At 55.8% G+C, this 17,464-nt stretch carries 15 protein-coding genes and 1 riboswitch; of the genes, 8 read left to right on the forward strand and 7 right to left on the reverse strand.

The genetic code is table 11. The features are described 5' to 3' along the window. Positions 1-103 precede the first annotated feature (103 nt). The gene (locus IPM59_07520; GenBank protein ID MBK9215435.1) at positions 104-331 is read left to right on the forward strand and encodes a hypothetical protein; all 228 of its coding nucleotides are present in this window, start codon (positions 104-106) and stop codon (positions 329-331) included. On the opposite strand, the gene IPM59_07525 is transcribed toward IPM59_07520, so the two are convergent. The 3 genes from IPM59_07525 to IPM59_07535 are packed head-to-tail and all read right to left on the reverse strand — an operon-like array spanning position 328 to position 2,971. Continuing rightward, positions 328-627, reverse strand: coding sequence for a Smr/MutS family protein (locus tag IPM59_07525; protein MBK9215436.1), 300 nt, complete (start codon positions 625-627; stop codon positions 328-330). The genes IPM59_07520 and IPM59_07525 overlap by 4 nt on opposite strands. Then, the gene (locus tag IPM59_07530) at positions 624-1,754 is read right to left on the reverse strand and encodes a hypothetical protein (protein MBK9215437.1); all 1,131 of its coding nucleotides are present in this window, start codon (positions 1,752-1,754) and stop codon (positions 624-626) included. The genes IPM59_07525 and IPM59_07530 overlap by 4 nt, the downstream gene beginning before the upstream one ends. Next, a complete protein-coding gene (locus IPM59_07535) occupies positions 1,751-2,971 on the reverse strand; it encodes a hypothetical protein (GenBank protein MBK9215438.1) in 1,221 nt (406 codons plus the stop codon). Before IPM59_07535 ends, IPM59_07530 begins: the two co-directional genes overlap by 4 nt. Positions 2,972-3,392: 421 nt before the next feature. On the opposite strand from IPM59_07535, the gene purH reads away from it, so the two are divergent. Then, a complete protein-coding gene (gene purH, locus IPM59_07540; protein MBK9215439.1) occupies positions 3,393-4,970 on the forward strand; it encodes a bifunctional phosphoribosylaminoimidazolecarboxamide formyltransferase/IMP cyclohydrolase in 1,578 nt (525 codons plus the stop codon). Positions 4,971-5,004: 34 nt separating this feature from the next. Here purH and IPM59_07545 read toward each other — a convergent pair whose 3' ends face one another. Further along, positions 5,005-7,077 carry a tetratricopeptide repeat protein gene (locus IPM59_07545; GenBank protein ID MBK9215440.1) on the reverse strand — a complete coding sequence of 691 codons (2,073 nt, stop codon included), beginning with the start codon at positions 7,075-7,077 and terminating at the stop codon, positions 5,005-5,007. A 176-nt stretch (positions 7,078-7,253) separates the two neighbouring features. On the opposite strand from IPM59_07545, the gene IPM59_07550 reads away from it, so the two are divergent. The 5 genes from IPM59_07550 (at position 7,254) to IPM59_07570 (ending at position 13,536) form a co-directional block, all read left to right on the forward strand. After that, positions 7,254-8,294, forward strand: coding sequence for an NDP-sugar synthase (locus IPM59_07550; GenBank protein MBK9215441.1), 1,041 nt, complete (start codon positions 7,254-7,256; stop codon positions 8,292-8,294). Between the two features lie 205 nt (positions 8,295-8,499). Next, positions 8,500-9,333: a bifunctional DNA-formamidopyrimidine glycosylase/DNA-(apurinic or apyrimidinic site) lyase gene (gene mutM, locus IPM59_07555; protein ID MBK9215442.1), complete on the forward strand. Its 834-nt coding sequence runs from the start codon at positions 8,500-8,502 to the stop codon at positions 9,331-9,333. Between the two features lie 10 nt (positions 9,334-9,343). Beyond that, a complete protein-coding gene (locus tag IPM59_07560) occupies positions 9,344-9,961 on the forward strand; it encodes a hypothetical protein (protein ID MBK9215443.1) in 618 nt (205 codons plus the stop codon). Positions 9,962-10,012: 51 nt separating this feature from the next. After that, positions 10,013-11,389, forward strand: coding sequence for a hypothetical protein (locus IPM59_07565; GenBank protein ID MBK9215444.1), 1,377 nt, complete (start codon positions 10,013-10,015; stop codon positions 11,387-11,389). A gap of 73 nt (positions 11,390-11,462) precedes the next feature. Beyond that, positions 11,463-11,538, forward strand: a riboswitch (SAM riboswitch). Positions 11,539-11,661: 123 nt separating this feature from the next. Further along, the gene (locus IPM59_07570; protein MBK9215445.1) at positions 11,662-13,536 is read left to right on the forward strand and encodes a bifunctional homocysteine S-methyltransferase/methylenetetrahydrofolate reductase; all 1,875 of its coding nucleotides are present in this window, start codon (positions 11,662-11,664) and stop codon (positions 13,534-13,536) included. A 37-nt stretch (positions 13,537-13,573) separates the two neighbouring features. On the opposite strand, the gene IPM59_07575 is transcribed toward IPM59_07570, so the two are convergent. After that, complete coding sequence (locus tag IPM59_07575; protein ID MBK9215446.1) at positions 13,574-14,536, reverse strand: NADPH:quinone reductase; 963 nt, start codon at positions 14,534-14,536, stop codon at positions 13,574-13,576. 88 nt (positions 14,537-14,624) lie between these two features. Between IPM59_07575 and IPM59_07580 the strand changes: the two genes are divergently transcribed. Beyond that, positions 14,625-15,914, forward strand: a complete 1,290-nt coding sequence (locus IPM59_07580) for an MFS transporter (GenBank protein ID MBK9215447.1) — start codon at positions 14,625-14,627, stop codon at positions 15,912-15,914. Here IPM59_07580 and IPM59_07585 read toward each other — a convergent pair. Together IPM59_07585 and IPM59_07590 are read right to left on the reverse strand one after the other, a co-directional pair. Next, complete coding sequence (locus tag IPM59_07585; protein MBK9215448.1) at positions 15,904-16,836, reverse strand: hypothetical protein; 933 nt, start codon at positions 16,834-16,836, stop codon at positions 15,904-15,906. The two genes, IPM59_07580 and IPM59_07585, sit on opposite strands and share 11 nt — an antisense overlap. Beyond that, positions 16,837-17,457 carry an HD domain-containing protein gene (locus tag IPM59_07590; GenBank protein MBK9215449.1) on the reverse strand — a complete coding sequence of 207 codons (621 nt, stop codon included), beginning with the start codon at positions 17,455-17,457 and terminating at the stop codon, positions 16,837-16,839. Positions 17,458-17,464 lie beyond the last annotated feature (7 nt).

Here is a 17,464-nt window from a genome sequence, read left to right on the forward strand (position 1 = left end):
GTTGGATAGCTTTCAGTGGCCATGCTTTTGATTCTACTTTTCATTTCTCGCACGTCAAAAGGTATAATCGGCAAATCAGCCGCACTCGCGAGCTTGCTGGATTATGCTCATGTATGCCCTGATCGGCCTCTCACTCGTCCTCGTCGGCGTTGCCGGCCTTCAGTTCGCCTACCTCTTCTACATCGACCGCATCTATCGCGAACGGCAGAGATACCTGCAGGGCCTCGAATATCGTTACAACGAACTCAAAGCGCAGTTAGATGATGCTCAGCGTCGGTTGGCCGTGCACGAACCGGTCCACGAGTGGGCTGAGGTTATAGAGGAACATTAGAGGTCGAGCTTTACGACGGTCGCTCCCCAACTGCCTGAGAACTCAGGCGCATTTTTGAACGACTCGACAAAATCCATCTCAGACAGCGTTTTTCTCACGATCTCACGCTGAACGCCGACGCCCTTACCGTGGATGATCCTCACGATCGGAAACCCTTTCTTGTGAGCCTCGGCCATGTATGCTTCAACGACCGCACGGATATCTCGCGGGGCAAACGAATGCAGGTCGAGCGAATCCGTGATCTCGATCTCGACAGGTTCCGGGAATGGATTTTCTGCGTCGTCGGGCGAGGTCATTTCTTTACCTGCTTGACCTCGTACTGGGCGATGTCCTCGGGCGGCGTGACTTTTAGGCGGTTCTTGTCCTTAAAGACAATGAATCGCTTGTCGTCCATCTGGCCGTTAGGATTGCGGATCTTGACCGTGAAGGTCTTGTTGTCACCTCTGCCGTCGACGACCAGCGGCAGCGTGCCCCAAACCTCGGTATTGGGCGAGGTCTTCCAGACGGTGTAATACGACTGGTCGTATTTGTCGAAAGCCAGCACAAGAATGCTGTCGAAATCGGGCTCGACACCGTCGATCGGTTTTGAAAAACTGCTGCGCGAGAGGATGACCCAACTGCCCGGTGCAAGCGTTTTATCACCCGCTCCGACCTTGTTTGCCGAGTCGGCGTCGAGCCGCTGCCAGGTCACGAACTTCCGGTTATTGTGCTGAAAAAAGACGATATCACTCGGCACCTGCAACTCGACCTGGCGGCCAAACAGCCATCCGGCCGGTGCCGGTGAGACCGATGGGTCGAGCTTGACAAGATACCAGATGTCGTACTTCTCATCTATCTTCTCAGGTTCCCCTTCTTTGGCTGCTTCGATATCCTCGTTTTTGGTTCGCTTGCCCGTTTTTCGCTGGCCGCGTGGAGCATCATCGACATCAGGGACTTCCTGCTTCGGGACGAATTTCCAAGCCATGATCTCGAAGGTTGAACTGTGCGCCAGCTTGAATAGGACGTTCTCCGGATCCATATCCGGGGCTGAACGAAGATTCGATGCCGAGCGGATAATGCCTGCGGCCTGAGGCGTCTGGTCCTTAAAGTCCTCGGCGATCTTACGCGAGCGTGCCAGCGTGTCGCTTGTGATGACATTCTGCGCCTCGATCCAGCCCTCGGTCTGTGCATCGTCAAACGCACGCACGCGATACCAGAGCACCTTTTCGTACTCCATCGTGTCGATAACGTCGAGTCGGTCGCCACGCTTGACCTCAAGCAGATCGGCCGCAACCACGGCGTAAGAGGTGCGGATCTGCGCAGTCTTGGCGATGACAGTGGCCGTATCACTAGGCCCGATGATGCTGCCGACCATATCGCCGCAGCCAAGCTGAGCGAGCGCGAGCAGTAGTAGGAGAATAAAGGTCAGGTAATGCGTTCTCATTTACGGGTCGAGGACAGTTTTCGCCAGTTATTATAACCCAACTTGTCGAGCAATTTCTTCTGCCGACTGTTTGGTTTTGCTACGACTTTTAATGTACCGTCTGTCGATTCAATAGCGGCGTAACTAATAAGTGCCGTCCAATCAAGCTTTTCTCGGCCCGTCACATAACGTTCGACGATCGGCACAAGTTCCGGCCGTTGCTTCATTATCGCCGTGATTGCCGCATTGCCATCCGTCGGTGCCGCCGTGCCGCTGTGCTTCTGATAGGCTTCTCTCACGATGTCGTCGGTCGAGCGTTTCCCCTTAGACACCTCAAGCATCACCAGATCGCACAGGAACGCCACCAGCATCCCGCGGGCGTAGATCAGCGAGTTATTGTCGCCCGACCAACGGGTCTTTGACGCGTCTATCAGCGACAACTTGCCGCCAAGTCGCCGGTCGATCGAATACGCCTGACTAAGCGAATCAAGATAATCCTCAAACCGCAGCCGATTCACCGCCACGCCGAGCTTGAGCGACTGATACAACGCAAACCCCTCATAAAACCAGTCGTAATTCCCGGTCAGATTCACGCCCTCAGGGATCCACAAATGGAACATCTCATGCCGCAATTGTTCGTGGAGACGCTGGAGAGATTGCGATCTAAACGGCATATCGGTGGACAATATCGTCACATTCGTGCCGCGCGTGTCGCCTTCCCAGATGCCATGAGGGCCGCCTAACTTGGCCAGCGCGATCTGATAATGTTTTCCGGCGGGAAGATCGCCGAATATACGAGATTGACGGTCGAATATTTCCGCCGCGAGCGATCCTAGGTCGGCGTCGTCAAATTGCCACTCGCCTAATAGTTGCGTGCCGAGGTTTGCTTCGCCGGCGACGACTTGTTCTCGCCTCCAGTTCTTGCCCAGGATCAGGACCGCATTGTCGGCATCTGCAAGACTCATAATCTCATAATCTAGGTCCTCAGACCGTTTCAGGCTGAGTTTCACCGACCTACCTGATGTAGGCTGTGGTAGGAGGTCGCCAAGCATCAGAATTCCACCCTCTGTCGTGAGCCACGAGATATGAGCCCTGGCTGCCGATGGTTTTGGTGGCCTAAGATCGACATCATAAGACCACCATTCCCGATCACGCCTAACGTTGATAATGCGTTCGTTCGGAAGGCCAATGCCCGCGTAGCTTGAGAGAAAGGTGAGGGGCGAACGTTCGTCTCTCATAGGACGATCACGCCATTGGATGTGGGCAACAGACCGCTCCGCATCCGGACGGACAATAGCCTCGATGTCCTGTGCACTTGCGGTGATGAATGCCCCTAGAATGACCAGCAAGCCAGTAAAGAAAGACAATATCGACCGGCAGGCTTTTGACATCGGGAATAGCGGCGCAATAGAATTTCTCTTTCTTATCGCGACCGAGTTCAGGATAGAAGATTCGTGAGCCTAATCAAAATTATCATCGTCGCCCTCGTATTTTTGATCAGCCTGCTGTTCATCGGGCGGTTCTTTGTTTGACTATAGGATGGCGAGTATTAAAAGTGGGTTGCGGTCGTTACGGCCGCTTTTTTGTTTTCATTCGTGCATTCGTGGCTAAAAACCAAGCCACGAATGCACGAATAAGAGTGTCAACACAATGGGTGAATTGATTAAGGTGAGACGTGCTCTATTGAGCGTTTCCGATAAAACAGGTCTTGTCGAATTGGCTCGGGTGCTCGACGGTTTTGGCGTCGAGATCATATCGACCGGCGGCACGGCAAAGGCATTGCGCGATGCCGGGTTGACGGTTCGCGACGTGTCCGGGGTGACCGGTTTTCCAGAGATGATGGACGGCCGCGTCAAGACGCTGCATCCTAAGATCCACGGGGCATTTCTCGCCCTGCGCGACAATGAAGAGCACATTGCCTCGATGGACGAGCACGGTATCGAGCCGATCGATCTGGTCGTGGTCAACCTCTATCCATTCGAACAAACCATCGCCAAAGACGGCGTCACCCTCGCCGAAGCTGTCGAAAACATCGACATCGGTGGCCCCGCGATGATCCGCTCAGCGGCTAAGAACTGGCGCGATGTTGCAATTGTAACCGATCCCGCTCAATACGGCGACGTTCAGTCTGAAATGACTGCCAACGCAGGCTCGCTGTCGCTTAAGATGCGTTCCCGATTGGCCGCCGCCGCGTACACGAGAACCGCTCAGTACGATACGGCGATCTCGAACTACCTCTCGAATCCGAGCGACAATGCAGAACCGGGAGCGATAGCGACCGGATTCTTTCCAGATCAGGCTACTCTCAGGTTTGCCAAGGTCTCAGACCTCCGCTACGGGGAAAACCCGCATCAGCGAGCGGCTCGCTACACGGCCGACGGCGGTGGTATCGCCAACGCCGAGCAGCTTCACGGCAAAGAGATGTCGTTCAACAATTACGTCGATGCCGACGCGGCCTGGGCGTTGGTGAACGATCTTGACGACACAGCCGTCGCGATCATCAAGCACACAAATCCATCCGGCGTCGGCGTGGGCGAAACAAACCTCGAAGCCTACAAACGTGCCCTCGCAACCGATCCCGTATCGGCATTTGGCGGCATCGTCGCATTTAACCGTAAGGTCGATGCCGAAGCCGCCGCGGTCGTTATAGAAGTTTTCTCCGAGGTCATCATCGCTCCCGATTACGACGACGATGCCCTCGAAGTATTCAAGACCAAGAAGAACCTGCGTGTCCTCCGTGTCAGTAGCCCGCCTGTAAGTAAGGGCTCAACGCACGTCGAGTACAAGCAGATCGCAGGCGGCTTCCTGGTTCAGGACGGTGACGACCATACTCTCAAGATGTCCGATCTCAATATCGTCACCGAACGCCGTCCGTCCGACGACGAAGTGAAAGCCATGCTCTTCGCTTCGACTGTTTGTAAGCACGTCAAATCAAACGCCATTGTCCTCGCCGGCCCTGACCAAACCTTCGGCGTCGGTGCCGGCCAGATGAATCGTGTCGATTCGGTGCGGATCGCGGCGATGCGTGCGGAACGGTTCGGTTTCGACCTGACGGGTTCGGCCCTGGCATCGGATGCGTTCTTCCCTTTCCGCGACAGCGTCGATGAGGCCGCACGCCTCGGCGTGACAGCGATCATACAACCGGGCGGCTCGGTCAAAGACGACGAATCCATCGCCGCCGCCAACGAACACGGCATCGCAATGGCGTTCACTGGGATTCGCCATTTCAAACATTAACCCCACACGGGCATGGGGGCCACATGCCTACATGTCAGCGTGCTGGGACGAGTTCGCGGACGCGGGTTGCGACGTCGCGGAAGTCGACATTTTCGGCGTAGATCTTCTCAAACAAAGTGGCAGCTTCGTCGGCATCCCCATTAGCCTCGTGAGCTGAGGCGAGTTCGTACCAGAGGCCGTGATATTCCTCTTGTGATAATTCGGTCGTACCCAAGGCCCGGGCAAACCACGTAACCGCGTGGTGGGCCATGCCGTTCTCGAGGAAGCAGTGGCCGAGGAGATTGGCACACTGGAAGTATCGCCGCGTGCCGTCGTTTGGCGTGACCATATTGGCGGCGTCCTGATATTCGCGAATGGCGTCCTCCATCAGGCCCATTTCCTGATATGCGACGGCCATGTGATAGTGCGTGTCGTAGTCGCTGTGGTCGCCGGTTGGGTTCTCGTCAAGGCCAAACTCAGACCTGATCTCATCAATGCCGATCGCGTTGGCTGCGACACATTCCTCTACGACGATCTCGGTGACGGGTTCGGCCGGGGGGGCGGCACCGATCATAGAGCGGAGGCGGGCAAATTCTTCGCGGTCGCCGAATTGCTTGGCAAGCTCAGCAAGCGCCTTTTCTGCGAGGTCATTGTAATCGTTGTCGATATAGAACTCGATGCTCTCGAGCTCTGTTTGAATCTTCTGCTCGTCGGCGTGCGAGAGCCCGGAAGCCTCCTCTCTGTCCGCAACCAAAGCCTGGTGAACTGTTTCGACGACGTGCGCATCGATGACCTCACCGTTCCGCTCGACGGCCGTCATCTGTGGAAGATCGTAGTCGGTCGCGTGAGCCTCCTCCGTTGCGATCGGCGACATTTCCTCGTCGTTGTCTGCGCCGAACTCGTCACGGATCTCGGCGAGCCGGTCGCGGTAGCGCGTCTCGTGTGGGCGCTGGATGACGAGCTGCTTTAGTGCCGTTCGCTCGTCTTCGACGGAGCCTTGTATCGAGGCCGCTGCGTAGAGTCTTTCCAGGGCGAGCCGGATGCCGTTCTCGTCGTTAAGCCACGAGTTATAGCGATAGAGCAGCCGCAGGCCGGCGAGTTGGTTCGGGTCGCGTTCGAGTATCTCATTGATCCACTGGCCGCATTCTTCCGACTGGCCGCCCGCGAGCAGGTATTCCGCCGACATTGTCAGGATACGTGCGGCCGAAGCCGCGTCGTTGACGTTGAGGTAGATGCGGATGAGGTCGAGGAATTTCGGGTAGTTGGCCGGCTCGGTCTCGACAAGCCTTACGACTGCTTTTTCAGCACCCGCGGCGTTCTGCGAATCGATACAGCATTCGATCAGCAGGAACAGTACCTCGCGGTTGTAGGGCTCATTCTCAAGGATCTCTTCGAGCAGGGAAACGGCCTTCCCCGCGCGGCCGAGAGCGGACTGGGCCTTGACGAGGCCGTTGAGAATGCGCAGGTCTGTCTGATGGATGTCGTAGCCCTTCATCAGGGCTCGGATGGCCTCTTCGTGACGGCCAAGCCGGCCAAAGCGGGCACCGGCCTCGGCAAACGCCTCGACGGCGTCATCTTTTTGGCCCTCGCGAAGGTATGAGTCTGCCAGATTGATGCAGACGTCGGTGTTGTTAGGGTCGAGCAGCGCGATCTGCTTATACATCGCCAACGCTTCGAGCCGACGGCCCTGCTTTTGGTAATGTTCGGCAAGGGTCGTGTAATGCGAACGCGCCTCGGCAAGTGATCCCTTGACCTTATGCAGTTCGGCGAGCTTCGCTGAGACGTCGATGGAATCGGGCTGGATGCGTGAGATCTTGTTATAAACGGCGATGGCTTTCTGCGCAAAGCCCTGCTTGTTGTAATGGTCCGCGACCTGCATGTAGCAGTTGACCGCATCGCGTTTCTCGGCAGCCTTTACATAGAGATCGCCGAGCATGTTGAGCGTCGCGATATCGCGCGGGTCATTGTCAACGACGGCCCGGTATTCGGCTATCGCCTGACGTATCTTGCCCTGCGCAACATACTTTTCAGCACTGCGCATCGCCTTTGCTTTATCGAAGCCCATTATCGCTGGTGTTGGAGGTGCGGAAAAAATTCCGCCTGACAAAGCCGTGAGGGTCTTTTTCATGGGAGGACGGGTACAGGTAAACCCTTACGGACCTGTGAGATACAGGATAGCAATTGACCTGAAAAGTGTCAATCAGTTTTATGTTTACACAAACTTGTTTATTTACCATGCAGCGATCGGTTGTGGATCGAGTTGTTTTGATTTTTGGGGCGGCATTTTTTAGTCTTGTAATTTCTATGCAGGCACTGATTCTTGCAGGTGGTAAGGGGACGCGGCTGAGGCCGTTGACGGTTTATACGCCAAAACCGATCGTCCCCGTCGTTAATCGGCCTTTTTTGTTGTATCAGATCGACGTCCTCAAAAAGGCTGGGATCACTGACATTACGCTTTCGCTCAGCTATCAGCCCGACAAGATACAACAGATCCTTGGCGACGGGGCGGAATTTGACGTCAGCCTGACATACATCACCGAGCCGAGCCCGATGGGCACGGGCGGCGCATACAAATTTGCCGAGGACGCGCTGCGCGAGACGACGGTGGTCTTTAACGGCGATATCCTGACGACGGTCGATCTAACGAAGATACTGGAACTGCATAAAGAGAAGGGAGCCGAGGCGACGATCACGCTGATGCCGGTTGAGGACCCTTCGCGGTACGGGCTTGTCGAGACTGACGCCGACGGGCATGTGCTGCGGTTTATCGAAAAGCCGCAACCCGACGAGCTTGCGGATAGAACGGTAAACAACATAAATGCAGGTATTTACGTTCTCGAACCGTCGATACTCGACATTATCGCAAAGGATGCAAACAAGTCATTCGAGTACGATGTTTTCCCGGACATTTTGAAGCGCAAAAAGCCATTCTTTGCGTTTACGATAAATGGCGATTACTGGCTGGATATTGGCACACCGGCGACGTATCTAAAGGTGCATCACGATTTTCTGAGTGGCGTTGTCAGTGGATTTGATCTCGATGGACGCGATCTGGCAGGCGTCGCAACGCATGCCGAGGTGGACAAGAATTCGGTCATTGGTGAGGATTGCACGATCAAGCCGGGTGCACAAGTTATTAATTCAGTCATCGGCCCCGGCGTACTGCTCGAGGAAAAGGCGGTCGTCGAGAACTCCGTCATCTGGGCCCACACGCGTGTTGCCGCCGCCGCCGAGATCCACAACGCGGTCATCGGCCGCAGTTGCCACATTGGCCGCAACGCATCGGTAGGGCCGGGCTCAGTACTGGGCGACAAGACGGCTCTGACGGATTATACAAAGGTTTGACCCGTCTTACATCGCGCAGCGATGGCGTGATCGTAGCCGTGGGTTTCAACCCACGGTTAGATGTCCAGACGGGGCCCGTCGCGTAGCGACGACTGAATCCGCACTCAATCGTCGCTACGCGACGAGACTTATATCATTACCCGGTCGGTGGGTGGAAACCCACGGCTATATTCAACGGACCGCTACGCGGTCGATCCTAATTCCCATGCCCGAGTTGCCAGAAGTTGAACTAATTGCCCGATCCCTGGATCACTTGATTCGCGGCCGCAAGATATTGACCGCACAGCTTTTACGGGCACGCTTGGCGCCGGATACGACGCCGCGAAAGTTTGCCTCTGCTTTGGCTGATGTGCGTGTTAACTTTGTCGGCCGCCGCGGCAAGCACATTCTGATCGACCTCGACAATGCAAAGACGCTGATCGTGCATTTGCGGATGAGCGGGCGATTCTCGCTGCTGCCGGTGGAGGAAGCGGAGCCGAAATTTACTCATGCGCTGTTTCATCTTGACGCCGATGAGAAGCTCGTTTTCGACGACCAGCGGCATTTCGGCCTGATGAAGATCGTTCCCACCGCAAAGCTGGACGAAGCAAAAGAGCTGTCAAAACTCGCACCCGAGCCGTTCGGTGAAGATTTCACCCCGGCCTATCTGCATTCAACGCTAAAGGCGTCGAAACGCAGCCTCAAAGAATTCCTTCTCGACCAGACAAAGGTCACGGGCCTCGGCAACATCTATGCTTCGGAGGCGATGTTTCACGCCCGGCTGCATCCGGCGATGAGAGCTAACAAGGTGTCGCGTCCGCGGGCGGCGGTGCTATTCGAGAGCATCAGGGCCGTTCTGCAAACCGCGATCGGTGGTGCGGAAATGCTCGAGGTCGATCCGCGAGATCTCGAGGGCAATTACTTCAGCCGGAGCAATGATCCGGAATGGTACGTCTATGACAGAGAAGGCAAAGCGTGCATGGCTTGCAAAACGCCGATAAGTCGGTTAAAACAAGGTGGACGCTCGACATATTACTGCCGCAATTGCCAGAAGCGATAGGAGGCCGCTAATGAAGAAGCTGCTTGTTTGTGCCCTTTCCCTCGGGTTCCTTTTTGCCCTGCCATCTCGGACGCTTGCCTGCGCGTGTTGTGTAGATCCGGGTTACTATGCGATCTCGACAGAGCGGCCGGACAGCTATATGCTCGGTCTGCTCAATGAGATCAGGTTCGATGCCCCCACCGACCTCTACATGACCGAAGCCGGCTGGGACGGCATCAAAGGGTTGAGCGATCTCGACAAAGACGAGGATGCGGGCAAGAAGATCGACCTGAGCATCGTTGAGGCATTCGCGAACAGGCGTTGGATGTTCACGATCAAATCCGCATCGGGACGCGAGGGCAAGCTCACGCTCCCGATGCCGCGAACAATGGTCAAATTCGGCGTGGACCTCCGCGAGCCACGCGAAGAGGGCTCGATGGTATCGCTTTACAAAGAGTTGAGATTCAAGGGCACGGTCGGCTCGGCTACGGGTTTTTTGAAGAAAGGCATAGCCGCCGGCACGTCTTATTTCCTGGTATTTCAGGGCCGCGGCAACGGCTGCGACAATGCGTCGGATTTTACGCACTGGCGACTGGAGTTGACCGGGCCGAAAGCAGACTACGCGGTTTTTGGCATCCTGTTGCAATAACTCCTCGAGCTCGATTTTGTCGCTGTTCAATTGACGGCGAGTTATCAACCTATGAAGAAAGCCGCAATCGTTTTTGCAATTTTCACCTACTTGGCCCTATCCGGAGCATATGCGGAACGGTGCGCGTTCAGTCAAACCCCAAGGCAGATGAAAAATGATAGCCCAAATGAGTTGCGCAACATCTTCCTTACCTGGTTGGGTGCAATGAAAGATTCCATCAAGGCGGACTATTACGATCCTAAATATCGCGGAATCGAACTGGATGAACGATTTGACGTCGCCAGAAACCGCATAGAATCACTTCGTTACGATTGGCAAATGTTTCAAGTGTTGGCCGAGCTCTTGATGGAGTTTGACGACTCGCATACGTCTTTGATAATGCCTCCCCGCAAGGACCATTTTGACTACGGTTTTTATATGCAGATCGTCGGAGTCAGGTGTCTGGTGACTTCGGTAACGAAGGACAGCGATGCAGAGAAAGCGGGACTCGAAGTCGGTGATCAGATCATACGTGTCGGCGCGGTCGAACCTGACCGGGACAGCCTATGGAAACTTTTCTACGTCATGCACAGTCTCGCGCCGACAGAGACCCTTGGACTGATTGTAAGAAAGGAATCCGGCTCCGAAAGAGAGCTTGAGATCAAGGCAAAGAGAACGAGTCTTAAAGAGCACTTGGCGGAACGCAAAAAACGGAAGGACAAAGAAAAAAGCGAGCCGGTAAAATGTGTAGAGATAAACAAGGAAGTTATTGCGTGCAAGCTTTACACTTTTGAGGCCGAAAAGCGTGATATCGACAGGATGATGAAAAGCGTTGCCGGGCATTCGAAGCTGATTCTTGACCTTCGGGGCAATGGTGGAGGATCAGTAGCCATTGAAGAATATTTGACCGGCTACTTTTTTGATCGCGACCTAAAGATGCTAGATCTCATCCTACGAAAGAAAACCGAGGCACGCGTTGCGAAGTCCCAGAAGGAGAAGGTCTTTAATGGGGAACTTATCGTTTTGGTCGACAGCCGATCGGCCTCGGCGTCAGAAGTATTTGCCCGTGTTGTGCAACTTGAGAAAAGGGGGAAAGTAGCTGGTGATCGAACCCATGGATCTGTTATGACAAGCGCCGTGATCCCGTTGGTTCGCGCCGAAGTGAGATTTGGCTACAGGACTAAGGTATTCCCACTGTTCATGAGTTTGTCGATCGGCGATGTTGTGATGACCGACGGCGGACGCCTTGAAAAGAAGGGGGTCGTGCCGGACATTCCACTAATTCCGAAAGGTTCCGCGTTTAGGAGGAAGCTTGATCCGGTACTAGCCGCCGCGGTGAAGATTCTCGGTTATGAACTTTCTCCAGAAGACGCCGGTAAGATGCTGTTCATCAAGGAAACAACCGACGATTCAGGTATGATCGATATCAGCCAAGCGGAGGATCGGTAATGGAGTAGTCCACTACCAGAGGATCCACAATACCAGCGGCGCTTGACAGTCAAACAATTTCGACCGACTATTCTAATAGATTCGTGGTGAGTTATTGCGACTTGCGACCACGTTAAATAAACTGCTAAACAGCTGACAGACAAATCTTTTTGCTCAAGAAAAGTCTCGCTGTTTGGCGAGGCTTTTTGATTTGCGAATTTGAATTTGCGATTTTCGAGCTTGGCGTTTCGTGGGGCAATCGCAGATCGACATTCGCGGATCGCAAATAATACATGAAGAACTTCAGAGAACTCATCGATGCCGACCATGTTTATGTCTTTGACGGGGCGATGGGGACGCGGCTGTATGCAAAGGGCGTCTATATCAATCGGTCGTATGACGAACTGAATATCGCTGCGCCTGATCTTGTGCGTGAGGTTCACGACGAGTACGTTGCAGCGGGGGCGAACATCATTGAGACAAATACGTTTGGGGCCACGCGCCACAAATTACAATCCTATGGACTGGAATCGCGTTTGCGCGATATCAACGTCGCTGCTGCCCGGATCGCGCGTGAGGCGGCGGGCGAAACGGTTTTTGTCGCGGGCGCGGTCGGGCCGCTTGGACTGCGTATTGAGCCTTTTGGGCCGACGTCGTTTGATGAGGCAAAAGAGATGTATAAGGAGCAGATCGAGGCGTTGCTTGAGGGCGGCGTCGATCTGTTCGTGCTAGAGACATTCTCCGAGCTTCCGGTGATCGAACAGGCGATCAGGGCCGTGCGGGAGCTTTGCGAACTGCCGATCGTCGCTCAGATGACAATTCAGGCTGATTTGAAGACGACGTTCGGGACGTCGCCGGCGACGTTTACAAAGGCTCTCGACAAGCTTGGCGCAGACATCATCGGCCTCAACTGCGGAATGGGCCCCACGCACGTGCTGCATGCTCTCGAGGAGATGCGAGGCGTGACCGACAAGCCCCTGTCGGCTCAGCCTAACGCCGGCCTGCCGCGTGATGTGCAGGGACGGCAATTCTATATGGGCTCGCCTGAGTATATGGCGGAGTTCTCGCGGCGGTTCGTGCAAGCCGGGGCGAGATTCGTCGGCGGCTGCTGCGGCACGACGCCGACACACATCAAGCACATCTCGCAAGGCATCCGCTCAAACAGCCCGCGTCAGGCGATCAGTGAAGCGCGAGCAGAGAGCATTCACATCGAGGAACTTACGCCGGAGAACGTGACGGTCGTTCCGGCCGAGGAACGTTCAAATTGGGCGGCAAAGGTCGCGCGTGGGGAATTTGTCACGTCGGTCGAGGTGCTGCCGCCAAAGGGCTGCGATGCACAGAAAACGCTTGATTCGATCCGATTGCTAAAGGACGCCGGAGTTGACGGCGTGAATATTCCTGACGGCCCGCGGGCACAGACACGAATGTCGGCCCAGGCGACGGCCGTGCTCGTCGAACGCGAGATCGGCATCGAGGCCGTGCTGCATTATTGCTGCCGCGACCGGAATCTGCTCGGTATGATGAGCGACCTGCTCGGGGCGGCGGCGTTGGGGCTGCACAATCTGCTGCTCATCACCGGCGATCCGCCAAAGATGGGGCCTTACCCCGACGCTACCGCCGTATTCGACATCGACGCCATCGGCCTGACAAACATGGTCAACAAGCTGAATCACGGCATGGACCTCGGTAACAATCCGATCGGCAAACCGACGGCCTTCTCGATCGGCGTCGGCGTAAATCCCGGCGCGGTGAATATGGACGAGGAACTCCGTCGTTTTGAATGGAAGGTCGAGGCCGGGGCCGAATACGCCATCACGCAGCCTGTCTTTGATACCGATCAGCTCAAACGGTTTCTCGATATGATCGAGCATGTGCGAATACCTATAATCGCCGGCATCTGGCCGCTAATTAGTTACCGAAATGCCGAGTTTATGCACAACGAAGTCCCGGGCGTAAACGTCACGCCTGAGATACTCGAACGCATGCGTGTCGCCTCGGACAAGGACAAAGAGACCGCTCGCGATGAGGGCATCACGATCGCCCGCGAATCACTGAGCGAGGTCAAGGATCTGATCCAGGGCGTGCAGGTATCGGCCCCGTTCGGGAATGTCGGCTATGCGCTGCAGGTGTTTGAGGTGTTGGATAACTTCAAGGCTGCCGTTGAATAGGGCTCCATCACGATACACATCAAACCCAGAGCCTGCTCTACAGACTGATAACGATCTTACCCAGAGCCTTGTTTTCCATGACCTGCCTGTGGGCCTCGGGCGCATCATCGAGCTCGAATGTGCGAGAAACGACCGGGAGCAAATGGCCTTTGGACAGGCCGTCGTAGATAGCGGGATGGATCTCGTCGAGCAAAGGCTGTGGAGCGTTGAACAGGGACATCCCGTAGATGGTCGCGTCCTTTGTCATGGCGAGCCTCGGCGTGAACTCGATCGAGCCGCGAGAGCCGACGGTCACAACGCGGCCAAACATCGCGAGGCATTCGAAATCGTGTTCGAGATTGACGTTGGCGAGCATTTCGATGATGATGTCAACGCCTTTCCCGCCTGTGAACTCGCTAGTTGCAGCAAAGTGCTCTTCGTCCGAATGGTCGAACACGGCATCAGCCCCGTGTGCAGCCACCATCTCTTTGCCCTCGGGCGAACTTGCCGTACCGATCACGGTCAGCCCTGCTCGCTTTGCCCACTGCACGGCCGCAAGGCCCACGCCGCCAGATGCCCCGTGAATGAGGACGCTCTCGCCCACCTTTGCGTCGGCCTTCTGAAACAGTGCACGGTAGCTGGTTGCGTATGGCGTCCAGATACCTGCGCCCTGTTCAAAGGTCACATTGTCGGGCAACAGTCCCAGGTGTTTCTCATCGCAGAGCGAATACTCAGCATATGTCCCCGTCAGCGAACCGGCAGTATAAACACGATCACCGACGTTGAACCGCTTGACGGCTTCGCCGATCGCTTCGACAATGCCCGCACCGTCCTTGCCGGGCGTGTAGGGCAGTTTCGGCGCGTGCGCGTGGTTGCCGGTCCGAAGATATGTATCTACGGGATTTACGCCTGCGGCGTGGACGCGAACGAGCACCTCGCCGGCCGCGGGCTGCGGTGTTTCAACGTCGGCGATACGCATGACGTTGGGTTCGCCAAATTCTCGAACGACGATCGCTCTCATAACCTGAAGATTACACAAACGCATTAAAAATGAACAGTTTGACCGTGCTCAGCTTGCTGTTGCAGCCGTTAATCTCCATCCTATACTGATGCGGTCGCTCGGCTACGGCGAGTTGATACGCGGCAACCGCAACTTTCGCAATCTGCTCGCCGGGCAATTCATCTCTGAACTTGGGAATTGGTTCAACTTTATCGCGGGCCTGGGACTGGTGCGTCTTGTCTCGGATGCCTCACCCATTGCGGCTGGGGTGTTCTTTCTGGCAAGGATGCTGCCGTTTGCACTAGCGTCGCCGATAGCAGGGACATTTGTTGATCGATTCTCGAGGCGTCAGGTGATGATCGCGACCGATGTATTGCGGTTCGGCGTTGCGTTGTCGTTTCTCCTTGTCCGGGACGCCGGCGACCTCTGGATCGCCTATCTTGCAACGATCCTGTTGCATACCTTTGGAGCCTTTTTCGATGGTGCGAAGAATGCGGCCGCTCCGAATCTGACCGGAAAGGAAGGGCTTCTCGCGGGCACCGCTCTGCTATTTTCGACACGCTTCTTGCTTATGGCGATAGGCTCCGCATTGGGCGGCTGGGCGTCGGCAATATTTGGCTATCAGGCCGCATTTATCATTAACGCTCTTTCGTTCCTCGTCTCGGCCTGGTCGGTCTGGCGAATCCCTGAGGAGGCCACTCGCGACGACGAGACGGGCCTCCGAATGCGCGACAAGGCCGCGCGACGGCCATTCATGCAGGAGCTTCGTGAGGGCCTCGTTTATTCGGTCAAGAATCATTTTGCTCTGACGATCCTGATAATGAACGTCATCTGGGCAACAGGCGGCGGGGCGATCAATATCATCTATGAGCGGATTGGCGGCGTCGAATTTGCGGCGACCGAGGGCTGGAATCCTGATATCGCCGTCGCGATCTTGTGGACGGCCACCGGTCTGGGCCTGACGATAGGGATGCTCATAGCGCATCGCACCTCCGCCTATCTTGACCGGCGAGGCCGACACTACGGGTTTATCGGCTGGGCGCTGATCGTGCATGGCGTGATCTTTTCGGTAGGCGGTTTGATGCCGACGCTTGTGCTGTTCGCGATCATCGTCTTTGTCTCGCGGGCGATAGTCGGCGTCGAGTATGCGGTGCAGGAGACGATGTTTCAGCGCAGCCTGCCCGATAAGATTCGCGGCCGCATATCGACACTTGACCGTGGGGCAGAACTGACGGTTTTCGGCCTGATGAGCTATGTGGCGGGCGAACTAATGCTTTACATGACGCCACAGGCGTTGACGATAATTTCCGGAATTCTGTCAGCCCTGGCCGGTGTCGTGTGGTTTATTCGAGAGGGGCGAACGGCACGCTCGGGCGGGTTGCGCGACCTTACGCAGTGATGATAACGGCTTTGGTCCCGGTCAACTCAGAAAAGTCTTTGGTGTAAATAGTGTCCACCCGTCTGATGGCGGCTATCGTATCGACGATGTCTTGCGTCGTAATAAAGCCCGATTCGACGTGGGCGAGGGCCCAGTTGCGGATATGTGACGCACGGCGAAGCGTGGCTTCGAGCAGGTGCAGGTATTGTGACTTTGTCTCGGTCGGAGCGCCGAGCTTGCCGTGTTGGTTGAGTTCGAGACGGTCCCAAAAATCGCTTCCTTGACGCAGCCATTCCTCTCGCCATGCCGAGCGGCCGAGATATGTCCTGAGGCCGTGTGCATGAGCGCCCGGCAGCCGCAGGAACATCAAATCGCCCGTCGCCTCCGCAAGAAAGTCGTCAGCCGACCTGTTATAAGCGGTATTTTCCTGGCCGTTCCCATGTGGTTCCGGTTGGATCGACCACAGTCGGCGAAAGACATTCGACAGCGGCTGCCGGAGCTCGCGTGTTTCGTCGGCGAACGAGAGCACGTAATCACCTGTTGCCATGGCGATGGTCGATGCGATGGCCCGCAAATTCGACGACTGGAGCCGATCAATATTCCGGCGGACATTGTCGAACCACCACGAATCCGTCTCCGAGAACCAATTGGTCAGTGAGGGATTGATGAGTTTGTAACCGGGAACATAGGCATCTTCCAGCACCGTGTTTACGTCATCCGCGGAGAGGCGTTCGAAGCCGTTCGTTATCTGTGCGACACAGCGGACCCAGGACGACTGCAGCGGATCATTTGCCATAACGCGGGCGTTCCAGCGTTTGAGATACGCTCCGAGCGCAGGCCTGTCAGTAAACGGCAGCAGGACGGAATCAAACTTGAGACGCCGGACCACATTGAGATCAAACGCGAGCCAGCTTTTCGGCGATATCTTCGTTTGGCTAAGCATCTATTGCGTTGCGTGGATATGAACGGCTGCCGCGGCGGGTTGTTCAGCCTGCGGGATCGAGATGAAGGCCCGCACTACGGCCGGATCAAATTCGATCCCTGCCCATTCGATCAGATATTTTCGGGCCTCGTCCACCGATATCGGCTGCCGAAACGGCCGTGCGGCGGTCATCGATGCGTAAGTGTCAGCGACTCGCAATATTCGTGCCGCGAGCGGCGTCTGGTCGCCCTCGATGCCGTCAGGGTAACCGCAGCCGTTCCACCATTCATGATGCCAACGAATAATAAGTTGAACGCCGCGCGGCAGCCCGAGCTTTGCGGCCTCCTGCTCACCGATCACAGGATGTCGCTGTAGGTCGAGCAATTCGCTTACGCTTAGGTCGCGAGGCGAGTGAATATACTCGCGGTTCATTGACATCTCGCCGAGGTCGTGGACGAGAGCGGCCTGTTTTAAAAGGAACCGATCGCGCGACGCGAGATTGAACGAGGCACTCAAGGCATCTGATATCGACGCAACGTGAGCGGCGTGCCCGGCGGGGTACCGTTCAAAATCGTCCATTTGCGCCGAAATCCGCAGGAGCTTCTCTTCAGCGTCGGTCCTTTCGGCAAGTATGCTCTCCACGACTGAT

The organism is Chloracidobacterium sp. (assembly GCA_016715795.1).
In the GTDB taxonomy this organism is placed as follows: domain Bacteria; phylum Acidobacteriota; class Blastocatellia; order Pyrinomonadales; family Pyrinomonadaceae; genus OLB17.

Excerpts from the sequence above, each read along its gene's own strand:
- IPM59_07520 (MBK9215435.1), top strand. The coding sequence starts at position 104 with ATGCTCATGTATGCCCTGATCGGCCTCTCACTCGTCCTCGTCGGCGTT.
- IPM59_07525 (MBK9215436.1), bottom strand. The coding sequence starts at position 627 with ATGACCTCGCCCGACGACGCAGAAAATCCATTCCCGGAACCTGTCGAG.
- IPM59_07530 (MBK9215437.1), bottom strand. The coding sequence starts at position 1,754 with ATGAGAACGCATTACCTGACCTTTATTCTCCTACTACTGCTCGCGCTC.
- IPM59_07535 (MBK9215438.1), bottom strand. The coding sequence starts at position 2,971 with ATGAGAGACGAACGTTCGCCCCTCACCTTTCTCTCAAGCTACGCGGGC.
- IPM59_07545 (MBK9215440.1), bottom strand. The coding sequence starts at position 7,077 with ATGAAAAAGACCCTCACGGCTTTGTCAGGCGGAATTTTTTCCGCACCT.
- IPM59_07550 (MBK9215441.1), top strand. The coding sequence starts at position 7,254 with ATGCAGGCACTGATTCTTGCAGGTGGTAAGGGGACGCGGCTGAGGCCG.
- mutM (MBK9215442.1), top strand. The coding sequence starts at position 8,500 with ATGCCCGAGTTGCCAGAAGTTGAACTAATTGCCCGATCCCTGGATCAC.
- IPM59_07560 (MBK9215443.1), top strand. The coding sequence starts at position 9,344 with ATGAAGAAGCTGCTTGTTTGTGCCCTTTCCCTCGGGTTCCTTTTTGCC.
- IPM59_07565 (MBK9215444.1), top strand. The coding sequence starts at position 10,013 with ATGAAGAAAGCCGCAATCGTTTTTGCAATTTTCACCTACTTGGCCCTA.
- IPM59_07570 (MBK9215445.1), top strand. The coding sequence starts at position 11,662 with ATGAAGAACTTCAGAGAACTCATCGATGCCGACCATGTTTATGTCTTT.
- IPM59_07575 (MBK9215446.1), bottom strand. The coding sequence starts at position 14,536 with ATGAGAGCGATCGTCGTTCGAGAATTTGGCGAACCCAACGTCATGCGT.
- IPM59_07580 (MBK9215447.1), top strand. The coding sequence starts at position 14,625 with ATGCGGTCGCTCGGCTACGGCGAGTTGATACGCGGCAACCGCAACTTT.
- IPM59_07585 (MBK9215448.1), bottom strand. The coding sequence starts at position 16,836 with ATGCTTAGCCAAACGAAGATATCGCCGAAAAGCTGGCTCGCGTTTGAT.